The sequence below is a fragment of the Embleya sp. NPDC005971 genome, from assembly GCF_040629175.1.
Taxonomy (GTDB): domain Bacteria; phylum Actinomycetota; class Actinomycetes; order Streptomycetales; family Streptomycetaceae; genus Embleya.
In genome coordinates this window covers 1-24,499 of record NZ_JBEXUX010000089.1, presented here as the reverse complement: position 1 = coordinate 24,499, position 24,499 = coordinate 1, and the positions used below count along the sequence as shown (strand labels likewise).

Annotated in this window: 27 protein-coding genes; 26 read left to right on the top strand and 1 reads right to left on the bottom strand. The window is 70.1% G+C overall.

Annotation, left to right across the window (positions count from 1 at the left end):
• Positions 1-38 precede the first annotated feature (38 nt).
• From ABZ374_RS43075 to ABZ374_RS42950, 26 genes are all read left to right on the top strand, one after another.
• Entirely contained in the window at positions 39-335 is a 297-nt protein-coding gene (locus ABZ374_RS43075) for a hypothetical protein (protein WP_360323074.1), read from the top strand.
• Positions 336-652: 317 nt separating this feature from the next.
• A complete protein-coding gene (locus tag ABZ374_RS43070; RefSeq protein ID WP_360323072.1) occupies positions 653-949 on the top strand; it encodes a hypothetical protein in 297 nt (98 codons plus the stop codon).
• A gap of 14 nt (positions 950-963) precedes the next feature.
• Positions 964-1,476, top strand: a complete 513-nt coding sequence (locus tag ABZ374_RS43065; RefSeq protein ID WP_360323071.1) for a hypothetical protein — start codon at positions 964-966, stop codon at positions 1,474-1,476.
• A 13-nt stretch (positions 1,477-1,489) separates the two neighbouring features.
• Positions 1,490-2,527, top strand: a complete 1,038-nt coding sequence (locus ABZ374_RS43060; RefSeq protein ID WP_360323070.1) for a DUF4082 domain-containing protein — start codon at positions 1,490-1,492, stop codon at positions 2,525-2,527.
• A gap of 10 nt (positions 2,528-2,537) precedes the next feature.
• Positions 2,538-2,837, top strand: a complete 300-nt coding sequence (locus tag ABZ374_RS43055) for a hypothetical protein (RefSeq protein ID WP_360323069.1) — start codon at positions 2,538-2,540, stop codon at positions 2,835-2,837.
• Between the two features lie 10 nt (positions 2,838-2,847).
• The gene (locus ABZ374_RS43050; RefSeq protein WP_360323067.1) at positions 2,848-3,465 is read left to right on the top strand and encodes a hypothetical protein; all 618 of its coding nucleotides are present in this window, start codon (positions 2,848-2,850) and stop codon (positions 3,463-3,465) included.
• Between the two features lie 139 nt (positions 3,466-3,604).
• Complete coding sequence (locus ABZ374_RS43045) at positions 3,605-5,083, top strand: terminase family protein (protein ID WP_360323065.1); 1,479 nt, start codon at positions 3,605-3,607, stop codon at positions 5,081-5,083.
• A gap of 10 nt (positions 5,084-5,093) precedes the next feature.
• The gene (locus tag ABZ374_RS43040) at positions 5,094-6,644 is read left to right on the top strand and encodes a phage portal protein (protein WP_360323063.1); all 1,551 of its coding nucleotides are present in this window, start codon (positions 5,094-5,096) and stop codon (positions 6,642-6,644) included.
• Positions 6,641-7,546: a hypothetical protein gene (locus tag ABZ374_RS43035; protein ID WP_360323061.1), complete on the top strand. Its 906-nt coding sequence runs from the start codon at positions 6,641-6,643 to the stop codon at positions 7,544-7,546. The genes ABZ374_RS43040 and ABZ374_RS43035 overlap by 4 nt, the downstream gene beginning before the upstream one ends.
• Positions 7,546-8,997: a DUF6582 domain-containing protein gene (locus ABZ374_RS43030; RefSeq protein WP_360323059.1), complete on the top strand. Its 1,452-nt coding sequence runs from the start codon at positions 7,546-7,548 to the stop codon at positions 8,995-8,997. The genes ABZ374_RS43035 and ABZ374_RS43030 overlap by 1 nt, the downstream gene beginning before the upstream one ends.
• 140 nt (positions 8,998-9,137) lie before the next feature.
• Entirely contained in the window at positions 9,138-10,508 is a 1,371-nt protein-coding gene (locus ABZ374_RS43025) for a hypothetical protein (protein WP_360323057.1), read from the top strand.
• A 75-nt stretch (positions 10,509-10,583) separates the two neighbouring features.
• A complete protein-coding gene (locus ABZ374_RS43020) occupies positions 10,584-10,862 on the top strand; it encodes a hypothetical protein (protein ID WP_360323055.1) in 279 nt (92 codons plus the stop codon).
• 20 nt (positions 10,863-10,882) lie between these two features.
• Positions 10,883-11,566 (top strand): hypothetical protein, encoded by a 684-nt coding sequence (locus tag ABZ374_RS43015; RefSeq protein WP_360323053.1) that lies wholly within the window; start codon positions 10,883-10,885, stop codon positions 11,564-11,566.
• 3 nt (positions 11,567-11,569) lie between these two features.
• The gene (locus ABZ374_RS43010) at positions 11,570-11,815 is read left to right on the top strand and encodes a hypothetical protein (protein ID WP_360323051.1); all 246 of its coding nucleotides are present in this window, start codon (positions 11,570-11,572) and stop codon (positions 11,813-11,815) included.
• Positions 11,812-12,306, top strand: coding sequence for a hypothetical protein (locus tag ABZ374_RS43005; protein WP_360323049.1), 495 nt, complete (start codon positions 11,812-11,814; stop codon positions 12,304-12,306). Before ABZ374_RS43010 ends, ABZ374_RS43005 begins: the two co-directional genes overlap by 4 nt.
• A 62-nt stretch (positions 12,307-12,368) precedes the next feature.
• A complete protein-coding gene (locus ABZ374_RS43000) occupies positions 12,369-13,535 on the top strand; it encodes a phage tail tube protein (protein WP_360323047.1) in 1,167 nt (388 codons plus the stop codon).
• A 97-nt stretch (positions 13,536-13,632) separates the two neighbouring features.
• Positions 13,633-13,995, top strand: a complete 363-nt coding sequence (locus ABZ374_RS42995) for a hypothetical protein (protein WP_360323045.1) — start codon at positions 13,633-13,635, stop codon at positions 13,993-13,995.
• A gap of 77 nt (positions 13,996-14,072) precedes the next feature.
• Positions 14,073-14,234 carry a hypothetical protein gene (locus tag ABZ374_RS42990; protein WP_360323043.1) on the top strand — a complete coding sequence of 54 codons (162 nt, stop codon included), beginning with the start codon at positions 14,073-14,075 and terminating at the stop codon, positions 14,232-14,234.
• A complete protein-coding gene (locus ABZ374_RS42985) occupies positions 14,234-14,692 on the top strand; it encodes a hypothetical protein (RefSeq protein ID WP_360323041.1) in 459 nt (152 codons plus the stop codon). Before ABZ374_RS42990 ends, ABZ374_RS42985 begins: the two co-directional genes overlap by 1 nt.
• A gap of 19 nt (positions 14,693-14,711) precedes the next feature.
• Entirely contained in the window at positions 14,712-17,432 is a 2,721-nt protein-coding gene (locus tag ABZ374_RS42980) for a phage tail tape measure protein (protein ID WP_360323039.1), read from the top strand.
• A 1-nt stretch (position 17,433) separates the two neighbouring features.
• Positions 17,434-20,289 carry a hypothetical protein gene (locus ABZ374_RS42975; protein WP_360323037.1) on the top strand — a complete coding sequence of 952 codons (2,856 nt, stop codon included), beginning with the start codon at positions 17,434-17,436 and terminating at the stop codon, positions 20,287-20,289.
• 9 nt (positions 20,290-20,298) lie between these two features.
• Positions 20,299-20,823: a hypothetical protein gene (locus ABZ374_RS42970; protein ID WP_360323035.1), complete on the top strand. Its 525-nt coding sequence runs from the start codon at positions 20,299-20,301 to the stop codon at positions 20,821-20,823.
• A gap of 67 nt (positions 20,824-20,890) precedes the next feature.
• A complete protein-coding gene (locus ABZ374_RS42965; RefSeq protein WP_360323033.1) occupies positions 20,891-22,315 on the top strand; it encodes a glycoside hydrolase family 25 protein in 1,425 nt (474 codons plus the stop codon).
• 2 nt (positions 22,316-22,317) lie between these two features.
• Positions 22,318-22,797, top strand: coding sequence for a hypothetical protein (locus tag ABZ374_RS42960; RefSeq protein WP_360323031.1), 480 nt, complete (start codon positions 22,318-22,320; stop codon positions 22,795-22,797).
• Positions 22,794-23,228, top strand: coding sequence for a hypothetical protein (locus tag ABZ374_RS42955; protein WP_360323029.1), 435 nt, complete (start codon positions 22,794-22,796; stop codon positions 23,226-23,228). The genes ABZ374_RS42960 and ABZ374_RS42955 overlap by 4 nt, the downstream gene beginning before the upstream one ends.
• Positions 23,221-23,565 (top strand): hypothetical protein, encoded by a 345-nt coding sequence (locus ABZ374_RS42950; RefSeq protein WP_360323027.1) that lies wholly within the window; start codon positions 23,221-23,223, stop codon positions 23,563-23,565. Before ABZ374_RS42955 ends, ABZ374_RS42950 begins: the two co-directional genes overlap by 8 nt.
• Before the next feature lie 56 nt (positions 23,566-23,621).
• Here the strand turns inward: ABZ374_RS42950 and ABZ374_RS42945 are convergent, their stop codons facing one another.
• Positions 23,622-24,230, bottom strand: a complete 609-nt coding sequence (locus ABZ374_RS42945) for a PASTA domain-containing protein (protein WP_360323025.1) — start codon at positions 24,228-24,230, stop codon at positions 23,622-23,624.
• Between the last annotated feature and the right edge of the window lie 269 nt (positions 24,231-24,499).

Below are 24,499 nucleotides of genomic sequence, written 5' to 3'. Positions count from 1 at the left end.
CCACGCAGGGGGCCTTTTGCGTACCCGGAGGCGGAGACATGGCCCCCACCATCGTGATCCTCGACGGCTGCGACGACCACACCAAGCTCGGCATGCTGCTCACCTACGAGGACGTCGCCGAACTCGCGGGCGTATCCGAGTCAACAGCGCGCGGGTGGAAGCGCAAGGGATACCTGCGGCCGGCCGGGACCATCGACGGGTCGCCGCGTTTCACCCTGAAGGAAGCTGCGCGGTGCGAGCGGGAACGCCGCGACTCGGGCAAGGCGCCGCTGCGCGCGAACCCGATGATCGCCGCGCTCCAGATCCAGGCCGCACGCGAACACGCGGCGGCCTGACCGCCAAACTCCGGCTGCCGTGCCCGCGCCCAGCGAGGTCAGCACGCTCGTTGCGTCTCCCGGGCCGCGTTCGCGTCGCGGTGGCGGACGGCAGGTAGCGCCTGCGCAGCGACACGGCGGCCGGGCCCCACGATCGCCCTGGACCCATCCCCGCCCCGGAGGCGCCACGGCAGGGGCACAAACGAGCGGTCCGGCCTCCGGGACGGGCACGGGCCGCCACCCACGAGGCACACCACCAACCCCGCAGGGGGACCGCTGCGCGAGCCCGGCATATGGCGGCCGGGTTCGCACAACCACAGCCGCCCCGAGGAGTCCTCGTGTCCGACCCCGAACAGGCCCGCTGTTCCTGCCTGGAAGGCGTCCCCGTCGACATCGACGTGTGCGCCTGCGGCCACCCCCGCAGCACCCACCCCCACGGCCGGGGCCGCTGCCGAGCCGACGACTCGTACGGCGCCCGCTGCACCTGCGACGAGTACGGCAGCGACCTCGTCAGCAGCGACGAAGACGCACTCGGCCGCCCGGACCACTGGGAATGCCCGCACGGTTACCCGACGGACGGCACCCACGGACACTGCGACGCCTGCGACGACCTAGGCGTCTCCGACCCGAGATAGACGGAGGAGAGCCCGTGCACCACACGTCACCCACAGGCATCCGAGGCCACGTCATCGCGGAACTCACCGACCCCAATGGGCTGATCATCGCCAGGTTCGAGGGCCACAACCTCGTCACGCAGGTCGGCGACCAGTACTACGGCGACCGCGCATCCGGCATCGCCTCCCCGACCGCCCAGGTCACCGGCATGAAACTCGGCACCGGATCCACCGCCCCGTCCAAGACCGGTGCCGGCGCCGCGCTCGTCACCTACCTCACCGACTCCCAGCAGGCACTCGCCGCAACCTACCCGCAGTCCAGCCTCAACGGCTCCTCCCGCCGCATCACATGGCGCGCCGTCTGGGCCGCAGGCAAGGCCACCACCGCGAGCCCGATCACCGAGTGCGTCATCGTCAACGACACCCTTACCGACGCCACCAGCCTCGCCGCGGCCACGATCTCCCGCGTCCTCCTGACCGGCATCGGCAGCAAGGGGTCCGGCGACACCCTCACGGTGACGTGGAGCCACGACCTGCTCGGCGCCTGAGCAGGAGGCCGCCATGGCCGACTACCGCATCTGGCCCGCGACATCAGGCGCCGTCACCGACGAGGCCACCGCACCAATCAACCTGGGCACCGAGTTCTCCCTGTCGGCGACCGGCTGGGTCAAGGCCCTCCACTTTTGGCGCGCCACCCTCGCCGAGGCCGGCCCGGTCACCGGCGCCGTGTACGACGTCGCCACCGGCACACAGGTCGCCGGGACCGCCGTCACCTACTCGTTGTCCGGGACGGGATGGCACACCGCCACCCTCGGCGTCGCCGTCCAACTCACTGCGAGCACCCGCTACATCGTCGTCGTCCACCACACCGACCGCTACGGCGGCACCGGCGGATACTGGGCCGGCGGCGGCCCCGGAGCCAGCGGCATCACCAACGGGATCCTCACCGCGCCCGCAGCCGCAGCGGTCACCTCGGCACCCCTCGGCAACGGCCGCTACGAGGAGACCGGCTCGATCGGCGCCCCCACGAACACGTTCAACGGCGGCAACTACTGGGCCGACCTCACGGTCTCCGACGTCAACCCGGGCGGCACCGACTACACCGCGAACCCGGTCGACCCGGTCGGACTCACCGACTCGACGAACACCGCGTTCACGGCCGACCGTTCCGCGACCGACCCGGTCGGTCTCCACGACCAGGCCGCCGCCGTCCTCGACACGACGCGGATCCTCGCCGATCCCGTCGGGCTGCTCGACGCGGCCACGAGCGTCCTCGACCTCGCCCGCACCGCCACGGACTCGGTCGGGCTCACCGACACCTCCGGAGCCGTCCTCGACCTCACCCGCGCTCCGACCGACCCGATCGGGCTGACCGACAGCACGGCAGCCCTGCTCGACTCCACACGGGCGGTCGCCGACCTCGTCGGCATCACCGACAGCGTCATCGTCGTTCTCGGCCGCCAACTTGAGGTCACCATCGTCGACACGATCGGCCTCACCGACGAGGCCATCGCCACATCCGGCGCCCCGAGCGCTCCACCCCGGTACGCCGTCGGCGAGCCGACCACGACGTGGACCTGCGGGCCACCCCTCACCTAGGAGGTGGCCGATGGCGGAAATCCAGTGGGGCTCGGTCGAGGAGCTGCAAGTCCCCGACATCCGCGCGAACGGCAGCCTCGTGCAAGCTGGCTCGGTCACCGCCGAGATCGCCCTCGGCCCCCTCGGCTCACCCCGACCGGCCTCGCCCGTGTGGGCCGCGGCCGACTGGCCCGCGGCCGGCGTCGCCCAGGTGCTGATCGGCCCCGGGCAGGCCATCGACCCCGAACGCGGCGAATACGTCGTGTACCTCCGACTCACCGACCCGCCGCAGATACCGATCCTGCGGTCCGGCCGACTCAGCGTGCAGTAGGGAGGCCGTCGTGTCCGACCCCGTGTGCAAGAGGTGCGGCGGCCAGGCCATGCGCCTCGGCGGACCGTGCGTCGCCTGCTCGTGCGGCGCGAAGGTCAAGAACACCAGGGGCCTGCCGGATCGGCCGGAACACTGCACGCAGTGGCCGATCGAAGGCGCCAAGCGGTGCCGCTACCACGGAGGCGGAACCCCGCAGGCGAGACGAGCCGCGAAGGTCCGCACCGCCGAGGCCAAGGCCCGCAAGGCACTGAGCGAGGTCGGCGAGTTCAGCGCCGTCGAGAACCCGCTCACCGAGCTGGCCCAGGTCGCAGGCCGCGCCCGAGCCTTCATGGAGATCCTCGAAGGCCACGTCGCCACGCTCACTGACCTGAGCCTCCACACCCCCAACGGCGAGCAGGTCCGGGCCGAACTCCAGCTCTACGGACAGGCCATGGACCGCACCGGCCGCCTTGTCGAAGCGCTGGCCAAACTCAACATCGACGAGCGGCTCGTGACAATCAGCGAACGGCAGGCCGACGCCGTCATCGCCGCGATCGACGCCGCACTCACCGCCGTCGGCATCCGCGACCCCGACCTGCGACAGGAGGCCAAGCGCGTTGCCGGCCGACATCTCACCGCCGTCTCCTGACCTGGACAACAGCCCCTTGTACGAGATCGCCGACACCTTCGCCGACGCACTCGGCACCGGGCTCCTCGAATGGCTCCGCGTGAACCGCGACGCCGTCCTCGCAGCCCTCGACATGGACGCCATCGACCGGGGGTGAGACGTGGACGCGCTCGCCATCGCCGGAGCCCGCCTCACCGACCCGCCACGCGACGTGTTCAAACTCCTCGAATACGAACCGACGCCGCGGCAGGCCGAGTTCCACGCGGCCACCGAATTCGACGTCCTCTACGGCGGGGCGGCCGGCGGTGGCAAGACGCGCGCGCTCCTCATGGAGGGCCTTCGCGCGTGCGACCGCTACCCGGGCCTCCGGGTGGGAGCGTTCCGCCGTTCCTACCCGGAGCTGAAAGAGAGCCTGCTCGCCGAACTGGTCCAGTGCGGCCATGCACGGGCGCTCGGTGCGAGGTGGAACGCGACAGAGTACGAGCTGCGGTTCCCCAACGGCTCGCTCCTGATGTTCCGGTACGCCGAGACCGTCCAGGACGCGTCCCGTCGGCAGGGCGGCCAGTACCAGTTGCTGCTGTTCGACGAGCGCACGCTCACCCCGCCTCCGGTTGTGGCCTTCCTGGAGACCCGACTGCGATCCGGTCGCGCCCAGGTTCCCGTGCTCGGCATCCGCTCCGGCACCAACCCGGGCGGAGTCGGACACGCCGACACCAAGAAGCGCTACATCGACGCCACCAACCACGGGCGCGACGTCGTCCGCGACATGCGAGACCGCACCGTGCGGTTCATCCCGTCCAAGCTGTCCGACAACCCCCACGTCAACCCGGAGTACGCCCGCGATCTCCTCGCTCTCCAGGACGAGAAGCTGCGGGCCGCGTTCGTGGACGGGAACTGGGACGTCTTCGCCGGCCAGGTCTTCGGCGAGTGGCGCAACGACCGCCACGTGATTCAGCCGATCACGCTGCCCGCGACGTGGCGCCGCTACAACGGCCTCGACTGGGGCTACTCGGCCCCCTGGTGCGTGCTGTGGGGCGCCCAGGACGAGGACGGCCGGGTCTGGATCTACCGCGAGCTGTACGAGCGTCAGGTCGGCGAGTCCGAGCAGGCCCGCCGCATCCTCGCCGCCGAGACCGGAGACGAGTGGATCGTCGCCCGGTACGCGGACGACGCGATGTGGGCGACCCGCGGCGACGCCAAGCCGATTGCCCAGGTCTACGCGGACGAAGGCGTCCATCTCGAACCGGCGGGCAAGGGCGCCGGGTCCCGGGTCATCGGGTGGCAGCGCGTCCACTCGTTCCTGGCCGAGGGTCCCGCCTGCTCGCACCACCGCGCGCTGGGCTGGACGACATGCCCGATGCTGCACGCGTTCTCGACGTGCCCCGAGTTGATCCGGACGCTGCCGGCGCTCCCGCACGCGACCAGCGGCAACCCCGAGGACGCCGATACGAAAGCCGAGGACCACGCGCCGGACGCGCTGCGGTACCTGGTGACGAACCTCGGCGGCGGCGCCGAGTTCCCGCTGCTCGACGACCCGGACGAACGCGAGCCGGTCACCGCCCAGGCGGGGATTGACGTGCCCGTGGTGTTTGCCGGCCGGTTCGCCATTGCTCAGCAGGATCCCTACGACGATTGGTGAGGGGGTAGCCGTGGGCCTCTTCTCCTGGCTCGGGTTCGGTCGGTCCGACATTGCCGAGGCAGCGCCGGAGGCGGAGCACGCGGCTCCGGCCGCGCGCCGCATCGGCTACGAGTCGGGTGTCCCGCTCGGCGGCACCACCGAGTACAACCAGGGCTCGGCGGGCGACCCGGCGGACGACCTCACCCAGCTCTACGACGCGTACGTCGCCTGCCCGTGGGCCGGTGCCGGCATCAACGCAATCGCCCGCACGGTCACCGCGGGCGGCCTGGTCACGGACTGGACCGGCGACGACGAGCACGGCGGCCAGGAAGTGCCGCCCAAGCCGCCGCAGGTCGTACGCCTGGAGCAACTCCTGGAGTACTGCAACCCGCGCGAGGACATCGTCCAGATCACCCGCGGATGCGTCGCCGACCTGGGGATCTTCGGCAAAGCCTTCCTGGAGGTCGCCTGGTTCCTCGGCGAACCGATCGCCCTGTGGTCGCTCGACGCCACGACGATGCGGGTGATCGCCGACGAGCACGGCGAGATCACGCAGTACGTGCAGGTCACCGACCAGGGCCAGAAGGCGATCTTCGAGCCGCACCAGGTCATCTACATCACGCTCGACTCGCCGCGGTCCGGTCTCGACGGCCTGCCGCTCATGCGGCACGCGCTTTTGCCGGTCACCACATGGCTGTTCGCGAAGGCCACGCAGAAGGAGACGTACCGGGCGGGTGATCCACCCACGCTGCACGTCGACTTCCCCAACGGCCAGTCCGACTCCGACATGAAGCGGTGGGTCGCGCAGTACCGGGCCCGCAACCGTGGCACCCGCAACATCGGGAACCCGATCATCACCAAGGGCGGCGGCACGGTCGACGAGCTGCAGCGCTCCAAGGGTGTCGACCTGCAGAAGACGCTCGACCAGTGCCGCGACGAGATCCTGTCCGCGCTCGGCGTACCGCCGGCCAAGGTCGGCGTCATCGAGAGCGGGAACCTGGGCGGCGGCACGGGCGAGGAGCAGGACAAGACGTTCATCTACAACACCTGCGGCCCCCTGGGTGGCCTGGTGCTGGAGAAGCTCAACTTCCACATCGTCCGGCAGGGCTTCGGGATCACCGACTGGCTCCTGAAGTGGGGCGACGTCGACTGGCGCGACTCCAAGACGATCGAGGAGATCCGCGACAAGCGGCTGCACTCGGGCGCGTGGACGCTCAACCGCTACCGCGCGGACATCAACGAGCCCCCGGTCGACGGGGGCGACGAGCCGGCGGTGGTCGAGCGTGAGTCGATCGTGCTGTGGCGCGACATCGAGCGCATGTCCGAGGCGACGATCGCCCACGCCGCCGCCGCGGCCGTCACGGCCGGGATCGACGTACCGGGCGTGGAACTCGTGCCCGAGCCGGAACCGGCGCCGATTCCACCGGCGTTGGCGCCGTTCGCCGACCCGAGCGCACCACCTCCACCGGACGAGCAGCCCGAGGCCGAGCCGCCCGAGGAGGACCCGCAGGAGGCCCGGCTCGCCGCATTCCGGGGCCGGCTCCGCGAGGCCCTCGCCGCGACCGGCCGGGGCGGACCGTGACCGGCACGACCGAGGCCACGCTGCAGCTCGACCGGCTCGACGGCGTCCTGGCCGAGATGTTCGCGCGGCGCCTCGCCCTGCACGAACAGGCCGGCCGGGACGCAGGCCGGACCTGGGCCAGACTCGCCCGCCACGTCGACGTGCCCGACCTGGTGCGGCAGTACCGGGCGAGCCTCGGCCTGGTCGAGACGCGCAGCGAGGAGGACGACGAACACGAGGCCATCGCGATCGCCGCCGCACGAAGCGCCCTGCACCGGCTTGCGGACCTGGTGTTCGACGAGGACGAGGCCGACGATTTCGACCGCCTCCGCCGCACGTTCGAGACGGTCCTGCGCTCCGGCCGGGCAGAGGGTGTCGCCGACGCGGTGGTGATGGCGGCCGAACGACTCGACAAGCTCGGCCAGCACACCCTCGCGCTCGACTTCAAGATTGCCTTCGAGCACGCGTACGCCGCCTTGGAGCGCAAGGCGGAGCAACTCGCGGGCGAGTCGGGGAAATGGCTGTCCGACATCCTCGGCGGCCAGGCCCGCGACGTCGGCGCCCTGCTCGCCAGGCTCACCCGCGAGGGCGCCTCCTACGCGGACATGGTGCGCGGCGTCAGCGATCTGCTGACCGACGCCGACGCCCGCGCGGTGCAGACGGTGATCGACCTGATGACGTCACGGTCGATGTCCCAGGGCGCCCTGGACCTGTACGCGTCCGAGGGCATCGGCCAGGTCGACTTCGTGACCGCCGGCGACGACCGCGTGTGCCCCATCTGCACGGATTGCGAGATCAAAGGGCCGTACGGCGTCGGCGAGTCGCCGACGCCCGGCATCCATCCGCATTGCCGCTGTGTGCTCATGCCCACCAGCGTCCTGTCGGCCACCACGGTCGGCGCCTACCTGGAAGGAGGGCCCTGATGGCACGCAGGATCGCCACGATCCGGGGCACCGCGATGGCGCCCGGCGTCTCGCTGAATGGCCGGCTGTACTCGAAGGAGTTGATCGGCAAGGCCGTGAAGCGCGCCCAGGAGCGCCTGGCCGGCGGCGAACCGCTGACGATGCTCACCCACCACGGCGCCGAGGACGACTCGACGCGCATCGTCGGCCGCGTCACCTCCCTCACCCAGGCCGCCGACGGGTCCGCCCGCTTCGTGGCCGACCTCGCCGACACCGCGCACGGCCGCGACCTCGCCGCCCTGGTCGAGGGCGAGGAGCCCTACCTCGACGGCGTCAGCATCCGCGGCTGGTGGCTCGGCGACGTCCGCCAGGAGCAGCATCGCGGGCAGATGGTCGAGACCGGCGACGACCTCGAACTCGACGGCCTCGATTTCACCAAAACGCCCGGCGTCCTCGCGGCCAGGGTGGACCGCGACCGCGCGACCGCCACGGAATGCACAGGCGGGCGCGTCCTTGTGTACGAGTCGGTGGCCGCGACGGTCGAGCCGACCCGAACGCCCTACGGGGATGTGCCGTACGCCGACCTCGGCTACCGCCCCGACAAGGTGCGGCGCCTGCCGATCGACACCACCGAGCACGCGATCCGCGCGTGGCAGCGACTGGAGTCCGGCGAGGCCGCCTCGTACACCGCGCCCCAGCTCAAGCGCATCCGCGCCCGCGTCAAGGAAGCCCTGAAGAACTTCGGAGTCGACGTGTCCGAGCACACCACCCGCTACGGCGAAGTCACCGAGTACTACCCGGAGTCGGGTGGCGCGGCCGGGTTCTGCGTCGACGCCTGGAACGGGCCGCTGTCGATCACCGTGCGCGCCTGCGGCATCGAGCCCGGTGACCTGCACACGATCGCCGCCGCGGCGATGGCCGCCGGATGCGGCGCGCTCGCCGCGATGGACCCGGACATGGACGCCGACATCGACGCCGCCGAGACGGCCGAGCCTCAGGTGCCCGCCGTCGTAGAGACGGCCCCCGATACCGCCCCTGCCGCTCCGGCCGGGGACACCACCACGACCACCCAGGAGGTGCCCGCCGTGAGCGAGGCCCAGAGCACGGCCGCCGAGACGGCGGCACCCACCACCCCGGCTCCGCCGATGGTGGCCCTCACGCAGGAGCAGTTCGCCGCACTCCTCGACCGCGTCGCCGCGCCGGCGCCCGTCGCCGAGGCGGCCCCGGTCGAGCCGGTCGTCGAGGAGACCGCCGACCAGCGCGTCGCCCGCCTGGTCGCCGAGCAGGTCGAGGGCATCAAGGACAGCCTCCGCGCCGAACTGCGCGCGGTCGGGCCGCGGCGCCTGGGCCTGGTCACTCCGACCAAGGAATCCCAGGCCGCGCCGGAGAGGCCGTTGCACGAGATGAGCGAGGAAGAGCGCAACGCCTATGCCACGAAGGCCCTGAACGGCGCGTTCGGCTTCGAGGTCTGACCCAGCAGCACCACATGGACCGCCGCACATCGGTGCGGTGCCGGACTCGGCAGGAATGGTCACCCCGCAGCCCCACCAGCCCGACGCCGGTGGGGCTTTCGCATGCCCCGTGACCCGCATCCCGAGACCGGAGATCCATCGTGAGCACCGAAATCCGCGAGGCGCTGACCGCCGCGGGCGCCGCAGCCGGCGTACCGAAGATCATCGACCCGATGCTGTTGGAGTACCAGCGGCGGTACAGCCCCTACGTGCGCGCCATCCCGTCCCAGCGGATCGCGTCCACGCAGTACTACTTCAACCAGCGGACCAACCTCGGCGGCGGCGGCTTCGTCACCGACGGCGGCGCCCGACCGGTCACCAACTCCACCTACGTCCAACAGCAGTTCACCGTCCGCAACATGCAGACGATCGGCGCCGTGACCGGGTACGCCCAGCAGGTCACCGCCGAAGTCCTCGGAGACCTGCGGCGGCGCGAGATCGAGGGCGCCATCCAGGGCCAGTACATGGACATGGAGAACGCCTGCATGTGGGGCAACTCGCCGTCCACCGTCACCGGACCGTACCCGCAGTTCGACGGCCTCGACACCCAGATCTCCACCTACAGCGGCTCCCAGCAGAACGCGATCGACGTCAACGCGGCGCTCTCCCTGGGGTGGCTCGACCGCGCCGCCGACCTCCTCCAGGGCAACGCGGCCATGGCCCCGTTCGGCGCCGAGTGGATGTTCGTGATGTCGCCCACCGCGATGTCCCGAGTCGCGCAACTGCTGCAGGCCCAGCAGCGGTTCTCCGATCGCGTCGAGGTCGCCGCCGGTCTCCTGGTGCCGACGTACCGCAACATCCCGCTGGTCGTCAGCTCGTACCTGGGTACCAACAGCATCCAGATGGGCACGGTCACCTCGGCGACCGCGACCACCGGCGGAACCCTGGCGGCGGCCACGTACTACTACGTGGTGTCCGCGGTCATCGCCCGCAGCGGCGAGACGATCGGCTCGGTCGAGGTCTCCCAGGCCACGACCGGCTCGACGTCCACCGTCACGCTGTCGTTCGCCGCGCCGACCGGCTACGAGGGCGCCGGCCCGATCCTGTACAAGGTCTACCGCAGCACCGGCACCGGCACGGAGAGCCTGCTGGGCTACGTGGACGCCACCGTCGTCCTCCAGGGCGACGGGATCACCCCGACGATGGCGACCAGCATCGTCGACACCGGGTCGGCGCTGATCCCGAAGAACTCCTCGACCGCGCCGACCACGCCGCCGACCGCCTACTACGGCACGAACACCGGGGCCAAGCCGCTCGCGTCGGGCCAGGAGAACATCTACCTCCAGTCCCGTAGCCGCGACTTCGTTCTGCGGCCGTACGTGCGCGAGCTGCAGCCGGTCGACGTGTTCCCGACCACCGCCAGCCCGGACACCCTGCCGTTCGCGCTGGTCACGGACACGTGCCTCGCGGTACGCGCCCCCAAGTACGCGACCCGCCTGGGCCGCGTGACCGTCGCACTGTCGACGTCCTGATCGTGAGGTTCGGCGGCCCCGCCTACTCCCGGGGCCGCCGACCCGCGACCGCATCAACCAGCAGAGGAGACAGAGATGTTCGTTCGCAGCACCCTTCCCGGGTCGGGGCTGGGCTACGTCTGGCACGGCCCCGGCGACGTCGTCGAGATGTCCGAGGCCGAAGCCGAGGAACTGTGCTCGATCGAGCCGGACCGGTTCGAGGCTTTCCACGACGACCCGCGCACCGGCAAGGAGACGAAGGCCGAGAAGGAAGCGCGCGAGAAGACCGAGCGGGAGAAGCAGGAAGCGGACGACAAGGCCCCGGCCAAGAAGACCGCAGCTTCGCGCACCAAGGCCGTCACCGAATCCGACTGACCCAGTAGGAGGTGGTCGCCGTGGCCGACCTCGACGTCGACACCGGGCCCGCGCTGATCACCTGGGCCTACCTGACCAAGGGCGCGTTCGGTGACCTCGTCCGCGAGTACACCGACCCCGTCGACCAGCAGAACCTGCTGATCGAGGCGTCCCGCGAGGCCGAGGCCGAAACCGGGCACAGGCTGATCCCGTTCACGGGCCTCATCGAGACACAACCCGCCTACGGGATTGACCCGGACGAGATGTCCGGCTCCGACAACCTCCCCCTGGACCTGGCCGGATCCCTCGGTCGATCGTGGGCGAACGCCGTCGGCGGCGGCATGTCGAGCCTCGTGCGCCGCATCCACCTCGACCAGTACGCGTCCAAGTACGCCGAGAAGTGGGCCTACTCCGACGTGTCCGTACGGGTGGTCCGCAGCTACGGCGGCAGCCAGGACGTCACCGCACAGATCCTCATGGGCCCCAACCCGGATACGGGGTTCCTGTGGTTTCAGCTCGGCACGTGGCTGCCGATCGGGTCGGAGTTCCAGATCACGTACAGCGGCGGCTACTTCAGCGTCCCGGGCGACCTTGCCCGCGCCGTCAAGTTCCTCGCTGCGGCGAACGTGGTGGCCGAGCTGGATCCGATGCGGTCGAACGGCCATGAGCCGGACGTGCTCAGGTCCGAGGCCCGCCGGATCCTCACCGGCTACGTGAAGGACTAGGCGATGGCCAAGAAGCGGACCAAGCTCGTCGGCGGCTCGGCCTCGAAGCGCCAGGTTACAGCCGCGACTCGCGCCAAGCTCTCGGCTGCCCAGCTCGGGTCGAGGCAGTTGAAGGGCATGGCCAAGAAGGACTCCGACCGTCTCAAGCCGACGAAGCTTGGTGACTCCCACGGCCGTTCGGGCGCCCTGAAGGCCACCAAGCGCACGCGCCTCGCGCCGGGGAAGGCCACCGAGAGGGGCAGCCGGTGATCATCACGACCGCGACCGCCGTGGACCGCGAGGCCGCGTGGCTCCGCACCAGCGGCGACGGCCTGCCCGCGCTGCTCGCCGTGGACGGCGGCCCGTGGGACGTTGTCCAGGCGTACATGTCCCGCACGCCGGGCCAGCGCAAACGGCAGCTCTACGTGGTGCGCGAACGCGTCGAGCAGCCCCGCACCAGCGTCGGCCGCATGATGGCCACGCACCACTTCAAGCTCAAGATCATCTGGCCGATGTCGAGCGGCGACGGCAACGCGGAAGCGTCGCAGCGTGCGTTCGACGCAGCGCTCGACGTCGTGCTGCAACGCGTCGCCGGGTTCCTCGGGGACAAGACGCACGGCGGCCGGTTCCTGAGCGCGGCCGAGAATCCGCCGCGCGTGACGATCGACTACGAGCCGGTCGAGCAGGCCCTGCAGCAGCAGGCCGGCGCGTTCTTCGCGACGGTCTCCTACGCGTGCGACGACCCCGAGATCGTCGGCTGACACCCACCCATCGCCCGTCCCGTGCACGGCTGCCGGGGCGCCCACACCCATGAGGAGCAGCCGTGACACAGCTCAGCAGGCTCGCATCGCTCGGCATCGCCAAAGAGACCGTGGTCAACACCTGGCTCACGCCGACGATGTCAATCCCGTTCACCAAGGCAGACTTCGAGGACGTCAACGCCTCGATCAAGGACGAGTCGGTCAGGGCCGACGACACGGTGTTGCATGGCGTCTACCAGGGGCCGACGTACGCGACCTGGTCGATCGAATGCATGACATACCCGGATCTCCTCGGCCACTACCTTCGGGGCTGCATCGGCCCGGACACGGTGACGGCGGGCATCGCGACGACGCTCTCGTCCTCGTCGAGCGCGGGCGCAACCTCACTCAGCACGGCCGCGTCGATCGCCGCGAACAGCATCATCCGGATCGACATCGGGGCTGGGCTGCAGGAGTACGCGAAGGTCACGGCGGTCTCGGGTGCTGGCCCCTACACCCTCACCGTCACCACCTCCGCGACCGGCAGCGTCGGCTTGGCCTACGCGCACACCTCCGGCGTCGCGGTCGTCGCGCAGTCCACGCACGCGTTCGCCCAGAGCGCGAACCCGGCCACGAAGGCCACGTATTCGCTGACGGTGTACGACACGACCCAGCCCCTGAGCTACTCCGGCGGCGTGTTGGGCGACCTGCAGATCAAGGTCGACCCCAAGGGAGCCGTCACGGCCTCGGTGAAGTACACGACGATGCCGTTCGTGGTGCAGGGTGCGCCCGTCACACCGTCCTACAACCAGTTGCAGCCCCTGCTGGGGTGGCAGTGGACGATGACGTCCGGGGGCCTGACCAGTACGCGGGGCCTCAGTTACGACCTGACGATCAAGCGCGCCGTCGATCCGATCAACAGTTCCGACGGCACTCAGGCGCCGCGTGAGATTTTCCAGGGCGCCCTCGAAGTCGACGCGAGCTACAAGGCGATCTTCGAGAACCAGCTCGACCTCGGCCTGTATCTGAACAACACGCAGATGCCGGCGGTCGCGACGCTCACCCAGCCGATTGCGGTCGGCGGACACACGCTGACGCTGACGATGTCGCAGAGCGCGTGGACCAAGGGCAAGCGGGAGTTCGGCAGTTCCTACGTCGAGTCGGCGTACTCGATCAGCGGCGTCTACAACGCCACGGACGGTGGCGCGGTCGCGGCGACGCTCAAGAACTTCCAGAGCACCGCGTACTGAGCCGCACGCCCCATCTACCCCCGGCCGCGTGCGTGAGTGAGGGCACGGGTGCGCGGCCGGGCCCTCACCAAACCGTGCCCCTGTACAGGAGTCCCTCATGGCCGGCTACGCGAACCGAACGATCATGCTCCCCTTCCCGGACTTGTCCGAGCCCGGCGACGACGTCTTCGTCGTCATCAAGAACCCCAAGACGGTGCCCCTGGGCGAACTCACGCCGAAGAACGCCGGGGCCGCGGTCGTCGACGGCCAGGTCGACATGGAACAGGCGATGCCCGCGATGTACGCCGTCGTCGCCGGCCTGGTCAAGGCGTGGCACGTGTACGACGCGACGAGCCCCGACGACGACCAGCCCGCACTGCCGCTGCCCGCAACCGCCGAGTCCGTGGCGAAACTCCCGCACGAGATCACCAACAAGATCGTGGAAATGATCACCGGCACGATCCAGTCGGACCCCTCCTAGGCCCGGACGACCCGTACCTGAACGACGTCTTGTGGCCAGCGGAGAGCGTCTACGCAGGTACGTGGGCGTCCGGGCCGGTGCCGGAAGAACTCGTCGACTACGAGCTGATGCGCGAAATGGGCTGGTCCTGGCGCGAGTTGCAGGCGACGCCCTGGTACGTGCGCCGGTACACGTGGGACCTGATGATCGCGCGGCGGCAGGCCGAGCACGACGCGGCCGAGCGACAGGAGGCGGGCTGATGGCCCTACCGGTACGGCCCGGGGTTTTCGCGGGCATGTTCGGCAAGATCATCGCCCAGGAGAAGGCCGCCAGCTTCCTTGCCTTGTCGAAGTTGGCGGCGGCCGTCGAGAAGCAAGCCAAGATCAACGCCTCGAACGGCGCCCACAAGCGGGGCACTCCGACGACCGCTCGTCCCGGCGAGGGGCCCGCGGTCATCTCGGGCACCCTCCGCCGCTCGATCACCCACACCACACCGGTCCCGTCGGGGCTCGGCTGGGAGTGCCGGGTCGGAACCGCGGTGGGGGCGTATCCGCCGTACGGCAGGCGGTCGGACAGCAGCACCTACGGCCTCGCCCTGGAGACCGGGCTGAGGAATGGCGCCAAGTATCCGTTTCTCGGGCCCGCCGCGAAATTCGTGTCCGGCCCACCGGCGCTGATCATCTTCCGGTCCGTATACGGGGCCGCCTTCCGCTTCTGACGAACCGATCGGAGGCGAAATGGCCTCCATCGAGAACCTGTTCGTCGTTCTGCACGCCGAGGCGGCCCCGTTCATCCGGGGAATGAGCGCGGCGACCGCGTCCGGCGAGACCTTCGCGGCCCGCATGGGCGGTATGGCCGCCGTCGGTCAGCGAATGGTCGCCGGCCTGGGCGTTGTGGGCCTCGCGGTCGCTGCGGTATCGGTCAAGATGGCCGGCGATTTCGAGCAGCAGATCATGCGTCTGCACACCTCGGCCGGTGAGTCCCGCGCGAATCTGGAGATGATCGGCAACGGCATCATGTCGATCGCCCGCGCGACCGGCACCGCGACCGAGCAACTGACGGCCGGCGCGTACAAGATCGAGTCGGCCGGGTATCACGGTGCCGACGCACTCAAGGTTTTGAAGGCGGCTGCCGAGGGCGCGAAGGCCGAGCAAGCCGACCTCGACACGGTCTCGAATGCGCTGACGTCGACGATGAAGGCGTACAAGGCGTCTGTCGGCGACGCCTCGGAGTACATGTCGAAATACGTGGCGATCGTCAGCCACGGCAAGGTCTCGATGCAGGAACTCGCCTCGGCGATGCCGAATGTCGAGGCGGTCGCGTCGGCCGCGCACGTGAGTTTCAACGAACTCGGCGGCGCGATGGCCACGATGACCACGCACGGCGAGTCGGCCCACCAGGCCGCGCAATGGCTTTCGTTCGCAATTCGGAATCTCGAAGCGCCGAACATGGTCGCCGTCAAGGCCATGGAACAGCTCGGCCTGTCGTCCACGGACGTCGCCCAGCACCTCGGCGAGCGGGGCCTGACCGGGACGATGCGCCTGATCAGCGAGACGATCCTCGGCAAGATGGGCCCGTCCGGCCAGGTGATGATCGACACGCTGAAGCGGTCGGCCAGTGCTGCGGACGACGCGAACCGGATGATGAAGGCGATGCCCGAGGGCGTCGCCAACATGTCCAAGGCTTACCTCCAGGGCGATATGAGTCTGGCCCAGTGGAAAGCCGACGTGAAGCAACTGCCGTCCGATCAGGCGGCAATGGCAAACCAGTTCAAGGTAATGGCCGACAGGGTCAACGGATTTTCCGACGTCATCAAGGCGGGCGGCCCGGCGGCGGTCACGTACCAGGACCAGCTCAAGAAGATCATGGGCGGCGCGTCCGGAATGCAGGCCGCTCTCCAGCTCACCGGCAGCTACATGCCGGATTTCGAGGCGAACGTCAAAGCGGTCACCGAGGCGACCACCGACGCGAATGGGCATGTCGAGGGTTTCACGGCCTCGCAGGAGACGCTGAACGCGAAACTCGCGGTCGTCAAGCAGGCGTTCGCCACGCTGATGATCGAGATCGGCCAGCGACTCATCCCCGTCGTCAAGGCCATCGTCGACTGGTTCCTGCAGCATCGCGAGGCCGCGAAATTCCTCGCGGTCGTGATCGGCGGGATCCTCGTCGGCGCGGTCATCGCCCTCGGCATCGCGATCGCCACGGCGATGGGGCCGATCGGGTGGATCGCCGCCGCGATCGTCGTCCTGATCTACCTGGGCGGCGAGTTGGCCGCGCACTGGGGGGAGATCTGGGGCTGGATCAAGGACGTCGCCGCCTCAGCCTGGGGTTTCCTCGTCGACGGCTGGAACTGGTTCCTCGACAAGACGAAGGCCATCTGGGATTCGATCACGGGCGCCGCGACGGGAGCGTGGCGCGGGCTCGTCGGGTGGGCGTCAGGCGCCTGGCACGCCGTGGCCGATCCGCTCGTCCGCGGCTGGCGGTGGCTCTCGGATACCACATCATCGATCTGGAACGGGATTTCCGGTTTTTTTCGGAAATGGTGGCCGCTTTTGCTGGTCATTTTCCTTCCGCCAATTGCGCTGATCGTCGCAATTTGGAATCGAACGCATTCGGCGATAGCGGATTTCTGCCGCAATACGTGGAATTCGATTGTGGCATTCCTGGCATTCATCTGGTCGGGAATTTCGCAGGCCGCGTCGTGGGCCTGGTCGCAGATCCAGTCGTACGTGGTCGATCCGACCATGGCCACCTGGCGCTGGCTGGTCGGCATCTGGGACAAGGCGGCCGCGGCCCTGTCCGCCGTCTGGTCGTGGATCTCGGGCGTGGCCTCGGATGCGTGGGGCGGGATCAAGTCGGCGATCGTCGATCCGCTGACGAGTGCGTGGCACTGGGTCGAGTCGATCGGCTCGTCCATCGGCACGGCGATCTACGACTGCTTCGTCGGCGCGTACAACTCGGTCAAGGACGTGGGCAGTTGGTTCTACGGGGTCGGGTCCGCGATCGTCCAGGGCATCATCAACGGCGTCTCCGGGGCCGGTGGCGGCCTGGTCTCCAAGCTGCGCGGGCTCGCGTCCGACGCTCTCGGTGCGGCGAAGTCGTTCCTCGGGATCAGCTCGCCGAGCCGCGTGTTCGCCGAGATGGTCGGCCGCCCGATCGCCGAGGGCGTCGCGGCCGGCGTCGGCGACCACACGCCCACCGCGGTGCGTGCGGTGCGGGGCATGTCGCGGGCCCTGCTCGCGTCGCCGGGCGCTCTGGCGATGCGCGCACCAGGTACGGCCCTGGTTGCCGGGGCCGGCGCTTCGGCGGGCGGCACCCAGCAGGTCACGAACATCAACGTCCACGTGGCCGGCAGCGTGATGTCCGAACGCGAGTTGTTCGACACGGTCCAGCAGCAGGCGCTGCGCTACAACCGCCGCAACCCCACCAGCGGCCTGAGCCTGACGGGAGGTCGGTGAGGTGACTGCACCCGGCATCATGCCGTCGTGGCCCCGGATCCTGTTCTCGGTGGCATTCGCCCAGGGCGGTGCCACGCCGGCCACGGGCAACGCGACGGGGTGGATCGATCTGTCGTCGCGGCTCACCGGCCAGTGGTCCGCCGACCAGTCCGGTCGGCAGTACGAGCTGGACCAGGTCCAGTCGGGATCGCTCAGCCTGACGCTGTCGAACACCGACGGAGCGCTCGATCCGAGCAACACGGGCTCGCCGCTCTACCCGAACGTCCTGCCGTTGCGGCCGTGTCGACTGCAGGCCGTGTGGCCGCCGTCGCGCAACCTGGCGCCGGCGGTCCCGGCGGGCGGCACGTCCACACCGGCGTACGGCACGAGCATCCGGTACACGCCGGGCACTGGCACCATCGCCGCGGTGACCGGGCTTGCGGCGGACCCGACGGGGCGCACGAACGCGATCGGGTGGACGATCGCGGCGTCGACCGCCTCCGGGGCGATCCTGGCCTACGGCGGCCCGGTCGGCGTGGACGCGGCGGCGACCCCGGTGGTCGCGGGGCGCGCGTACACGAGCACCGTCTACCTGTCCCGGCCGCTCGCGGCGGGCTCGACGACCGTGCAGGTGTCGGTCGGGTGGCGCTGGTACGGCGTGAACGGCTCCCTGCTGTCGACGAGCCTGGGCGCCGCGGTGACCGTCCCGCGGCAGGGCACGTGGGTCCGCGGCCAGGTGACGGGGACCGCACCCGCGGGTGCGGTGTGGGGCCGGTACCTGGTGCAGACCACGACGGCGACGACGGCGATCGACACGATCTACGTGACGAGCCTGCAGACGGAGGAGGGTTCGGCGGCGACCGCGTGGGCGGACCCGGGCATCTCGTACAACCTGTGGGCCGGATACGTGGAGCGGTGGCCGCAGACGTGGGACTACTCGGGAACGTACGGCCTGACGCAGATCACCTGCATCGACGCGCTGGCGGCGCTGGCCGCGCAGACGATCCAGCCGTCCCTGCGGCAGCAACTCGCGGCCTACGCGCCGACGATGATGTATCCGCTGGACGAGCCGGAGGGCTCGACCCAGTGGTTCGACGCGACCGGCACGAAGGGGCCGGTCTCGATCGTGAACTCGGCGATGGGCCCGGGGACGATCACGGCCGGGACGACGCTGGAGGGCGGCGGTTCGTACGGCAACCCGGGCCCCGTCGTGCGTGTCGTGAACACGACCGTCGGTGTGGGCCTGGACTCGCCGGCGAGCATGCTGGTCCTGCCGACGGCGGGGCCGCCCGCGACGGGCGGGTGGACGCGCATGATCGCGTTCCGGTCGACGGCGGTCCCGTCGTCGCAGTCGATGCTGTGGGCGGCGACCGGGCCAGCGTTCTTCGCGGGGGTGGGGTCACGGGCCGGGGCGATGATGTCGGTGCTGCCGGGCGGCGAGCTGTCGGTCGTCGTGGCGAACGCGGCGGGGAACCTGTACGTGGACGACGTGACGCCCGGCATCAACCTGCTGGACGGCGCGTGGCACATCGTGATGGTGGGCGTGAGCCCGTCCGGGACGCAGGTCCACTACGGCATGGACGGGTTCTACTACCAGTCGACGGCCGGGGCCATCGACTACCACCCGACGGGGGCGACGTCCGACGTCGTGGCGTGCACCCGCACGCTCCCGGCGGGGGGTTCGATCTGGGCGTTCGCCGGGGACCTGGCGTACATCGCCGAGATCCCCCGCATGCTGACCGTGAACGAGTGGGTGGACATCGGGCACGGGTTCGCCGACGGCTGGAACGACGAGTACAGCGGCCCGCGTTTCCTCCGAATCCTCGGCCTGGCCGGCTACACCGGTGGCACGGCCTACCGTGCGGCGGCCGCGCGGATGGGCGCCCTGCAGGGTGCGGGTGGTGACGCGGTCAGCGCGCTGCAGGCGGTCGCGGACTCGGAGTCCGGGCAGGTGTGGTGCGACGGCGGCGGCACCATGCGACTGGACGGCCGCGAATGGAGGTTCATGCGGCCGACGCCCCTGTACACGTTCGGGGAGAACGCGGCGGCCGGCGAGATCCCCTACAACGGTGACCTGACCGCCGATTTCGACCCGAGCCACATCTACAACCAGGTCACCGTGACCAACGTGGGTGCGGGCGGCTCGGCGAACTCGACCTCGGTGTCCGCGTCGGACACCGCCTCCCAGGTCGCCTACCTGCCCAGGTCGCTGAACCGGGCGATGAACCTGTCGACGGACGCGTCCGCAGCCGGCGCCGCCGCGTGGCTGGTCGCCGCGTACAAGGATCCGCACCCGCGCGTCAGCACGATCACGGTGGACGCGTCGGCGAATCCTTCGGTGCTTCCCACGCTCCTGGGCGCGCAGTTCGGGCATCGGGTGCGGGTGCGCCGCCGCCCGCCAGCACCGGCCGCGGCGATCGACTACCAGCAGTGGCTGGAGAAGATCACCTGGTCGGGGGACGCCGGCGGCCGGTTGCAGTTCAGGGCCCAGCTCTCGCCGGCCGACACGGTGCCGTGGGCCGTGGCGGCGTCCACGCACACGACCCTGGCCGTGGGCGCGTCGATCGGGGCGACGTCGATCACGGTCGCCCCGCTGACGGGCGCCGCGGCGAATCCCGCTCGGGCGGCGATGGCGATCGGTACGCAACTGATCGTCGGGTACGGCACCGCCGCTGCCGAGACGGTCACGGTCACCGGCATCGCGTCCACGGCGGCCGGCTACACCTCGGTGGTGCTGACCGTGTCGGCGCTGACCGCCGCGCACGGTGTCGGTGAACTCCTCGTCCAGCCGAGCGTTTTCAACCTGACGCTGCCGTCGCTCCTCGACCTGGATCCTGCCGCGACGCTGTCCGCGACGGGTCCCCGCATCTCGTATTAGGAGGCGTCCGTGCCCCTCGCCGTGCCGGTCCCGTACACGTACAGCCCGGGGGACATCCTCGGGTCGGGACTTCTCAACTCGCAGGTCAGGGACGGGCTGACCTTCCTCCTCAATCCTCCGCTGTTCGTGGCCGCCCAGGCGAGTACGCAGTCGGTGGCGAACACGACGTGGACGGCGATCACCCTGGGCACCGTAACGGCGGACACGTACGGCGGGGCGGGCTCGTCGTCGTACACCGTGACCGCGGCGGGCTGGTACACGGTGTGCGGGACGGTCTCGTACGCCTCGAACTCGACCGGTGCGCGCGGTACGCAGATCTACAAGAACGGCAGCCCGGTGACCGGTCATGGCGCGTTCGTGGCGCCGCCGTCGGGTTCGTCCGTGTGCACGGTGTCGACGCCGACGCGGGATGTGCAGTTGTCGGTGGGGGATGTGGTCGACGTCCGGGCGTACCAGTCGTCCGGCGGTTCCCTGAGTACGTTCCTCAACGCGGATCAGGCGTCGGGGTTGTATCTCCGCTGGTCGCACGCCTGATCCGCAACTCGTCTCCTGCCCCGTGCCTGCCGGCCGGGGCTTTTTCTATGCCCCGAGGAGGGCAGGCATGGCTCTCGCGAAGGGCTACGACGTCAGCGACTACCAGAGCAGCATCCCCGCCGACGCCGAGTTCGTGATCGTCAAGGCGTCGGAAGGCGCCCGCGCGATCCAGTCCGGCTACCGAAGCAAGATCGCGACCGCCCGCAAGCGCGGACTGCCCCTCGGGCACTACCACTTCCTCCACTGCGAGCAGGACGTCACGGCGGAGGTCGCGCACTTTTGCGACGTGGTCGGGGACATCGGCACGGACGAGCTGCTCGTGTGCGACCTGGAGCCCTACAACCAGGGCGTGTCCAACGCCCGAGCGACAGCGTCGAAGAACGCCTGGATCACGGCGGTGAAGGCCGCGTACCCCCGGAACAGGGTCGGGCTGTACACAAACCTCGACTGCTGGCACGCCACCGACGACTTCTACGGCGACTTCCTGTGGATCGCGGACTACCAGCGCGCGCCGGGCTCGCCGAATGTGCAGGCACCGTGGCGGTTCCACCAGTACAGCGAGTCGGGCGGCCTGGACAAGAACGTGTTCAACGGCACGGCCGCCGACCTGCGCGCCTGGGTGTCCGGCGGCACGGCTCCATCCCCGCCGGCTGCGTCCGGGCCTGCCTCGTGGGAGCGGCTGCTGGCGCACGTCGCGTCGATACCCGAGGGCGTGTACGAGGGCTACAACGCCCGAGACGGCTACGACAATCTGACCCGCTGGGGCACCCAGTTCGGGGAGAACGGCGTCGCCTGGTGCGTCATCTGGGACTGGTGCATGTACTCCGATGTCGGCCTCGCGGGGCTGGTGCCCAAGGTCAACAACGTCTCGGTGTTCAGCGACTGGGCCAAGGCCCGCGGACAGTGGAGCGAATACCCGTCGCTCGGCGCCTGGGTGAACTTCGGCAACGGCGCGCACACCGAGGTCGTCGTCGCGTTCACCGCGACCACGGTCACCACCAAGGGCGGCAACAGCAAGAGGACGGGCGGCGACGGCGGCCAGGGCAACGGCGTCTGGACCCACACGTATCAGCGCCGGGACCCGTACATCACCGGCTATTTCGCGCCGTCCTTCGACACCTGCCCCCCGACGGCGGATCCGCACGACTACCGCGCGGGGCGCACGGCCCCGCCTGCCCAGGAGGACGACGACATGACACCTGCCCAGATGGACGACCTCGTCGAGCGCGTGGCGATCCGGGTGTTGACATATCGCAACGAGGACGACGACAAGATCGCGCAGGCCGAGGGGGAGCGGTCGCCGCAGGTGTACGACATCCTCGGCCGGATCGACGCCAACGCGGCGGTGGCGGCCGAGCGGGCGGAGGCCCCGGCTCCGACGCCGGTGACCGTGGACGCGGCGGCACTGGTGGCCGCCATCTCCGACCCGAGCGTGCTCTCGGCGCTCGCGCAGGCCCTGGCGGCCGAGGTCGCGAAGCGAATGGAGTCCTGACCATGGCTCTCACCACTCCCGGCGCGTACGCGCTCAACCTCGCGGAGCGCACGGGCGCGTCGTTCGCCGAAGCGTTCGTATCCGCGTGGATCGTCGCGGGCGCGTACAACCTGTCCACGGCCGAAACCGCGGCCCTGGCCGGCCTCATGGCCGGGCTGACCGTTCTGCGCGCGGCCCTGACGTCGTTCCTCGGGCATCGCTCGTCGGACACCACGGTCCGTACCGGGTTCGCCTACATGGTCGACATGTTCGAGCGCGCGGGGGCGACGTTCGCCGAGGCCGGCATTGCCGCGCTGTTGATGGCGGGGACGCTGGACATGTCGCACGGAAAGGTCGCGGCCTTCGCCGGCCTCACGGCTGGCCTGGCCGTGGTCAAGGGGATGCTCGCCAAGCTCGTCGGCTCCTCGGCGAGCGCCGCCCTGCTGCCGGCGAGCAAGGATCCGGCGGCTACGGCGGTCGTGCGGGTGGTGGTTCCCGAATGATGGCGGGCGAGGTACCGCGGCGGCTCGGCCCGCGCGGGGCGTATCTGCTCGCCACCGCCGCGGGCCTCGCCTACTACGCGGGACAGATCATCGTCGACCCCAGGTACTCGACCACGCGGGGCCTGACGCCGGTGTCGGATCTGGTCCCGCTGGACGTGCTGGGCTGGGCGTGGATGGCGTGCGCGGTGCTCGGCGCCGCGTTCGCGGTGGGCCGGGTGTGGCGACCGGACCTGGACAGGTTCGGGTTTGCCGCGGCGACGTTCCCGCCGGTGATGTGGTGGTCGGCGTTCATGTGGTCGTGGTTGGACACGGGCCGTCAGGGCTATCCGTCGGGCGGTACATGGCTGTGCTGGGCGGCCGGCTTGACGATTGTGAACGTGTACTTGGATCGGCTGCCGCAGGGGGCGAGAAAGGGGCATATCGATGCCTGAGAGCGGCACCATACCCGGCTTGGTCATCGCCCTGATGGCACTGATCGGCGTTGTCTACCAGGCTCGCGTGGGCTGGCGAACGTCGGACCGGGCCGGGTTCAGGGAGGACTTCACCGCGTTGGTGAAGGAACTGAAGGAGCAGAACGCCGAACTGGACGACAAGCTTGAGGTGGCTGCGCGGAAGCTGAACGAGGCGACCGTGAAAATCGACGAGATGGCCGGCGAGTTGCGGGCGCTCGGTCGGTACACGCGGGTGGTGATCGGCGCTGCGGAGGACGCGGGCGCGGTGATCCCGGTGTACACGCCTCCGCCGGATCTGTCCAAGCACCTGGTGTGAACGAATCCGCCCCCACCGCCTTCGGGCTGGTGGGGGCGGCTTTGTCGTGTCCGGGGTCAGCGCGGGGCGACGGTGAGGGTGATCGGCGTCGTGGGCTCGACGGGCGTGCCGGCGCGCGGGTTCATGGCCGTGATGGTCCACAGGCGGGCGGTGTTGCCTGGGTCCTGCATGACGTCGTGGCCGTCGGGTGCGGTGGCTGCGGCGACCTGGTAGCAGAGGAGCGGGTCTGTGCCGCTGCTGAGGTCTCGGCCGACGACATCGGGCACGGGCTGGGGCCACTGCTGGCCGAAGCATGCGGTGCCGGGCTTCGCTGCGGGGTCGGTGTGCGTGGTCGGCTTGGGCGCGGGCGCGGCCTTCGTTGCCTTCGGTGGCGGGGGCGCCTTGGTGGTCGCTGCGGGCGGTGGGGCGGTCGTGGCCTTCGCGGCGGGCGCTGGGGTCGTGGCCGGTTGTGTGGCTGCTGGCGGGGCGGCCTTGTGCTTTTCGGGTGGCGGCCCGACGGCAACGCCGAGTGCCCAGAAGCCGGCGAGCAGGACACCGACGGCGATGAGCGCGGTGCGGATCTTGTGGCGGGCGACCCATGATCGCGGCCGGTCTGCTGGTGGTGTCGGTGTCCAGGCCATGGCGGGACGGTAGCGGCGCTCATGGCCGCTGGTGGCCGAGTTCACGAAGAAGCCCCTGCCGCCGCCCTTCGTGGGCGGCGACGGGGGCTCTTTCTCGCGTTCGTTGCACGGATGTCGGAGTGCTGGGCTACGGTGTTTCGTGTCGGCCCCGAGCGATCGGGGATGGTCCGTGGCCTACAGAACCGCCGGCGACGTACCGTGCAATTGGCCCCGCCTCTGCGGGGATGACTCCTGGAGAGGTCTCCTCGGGAGTTCTGCCCCGCTCCAGCGGGGATGGATCGTGGCTGACCGTCGGGTCGGCGATCGACCAGATG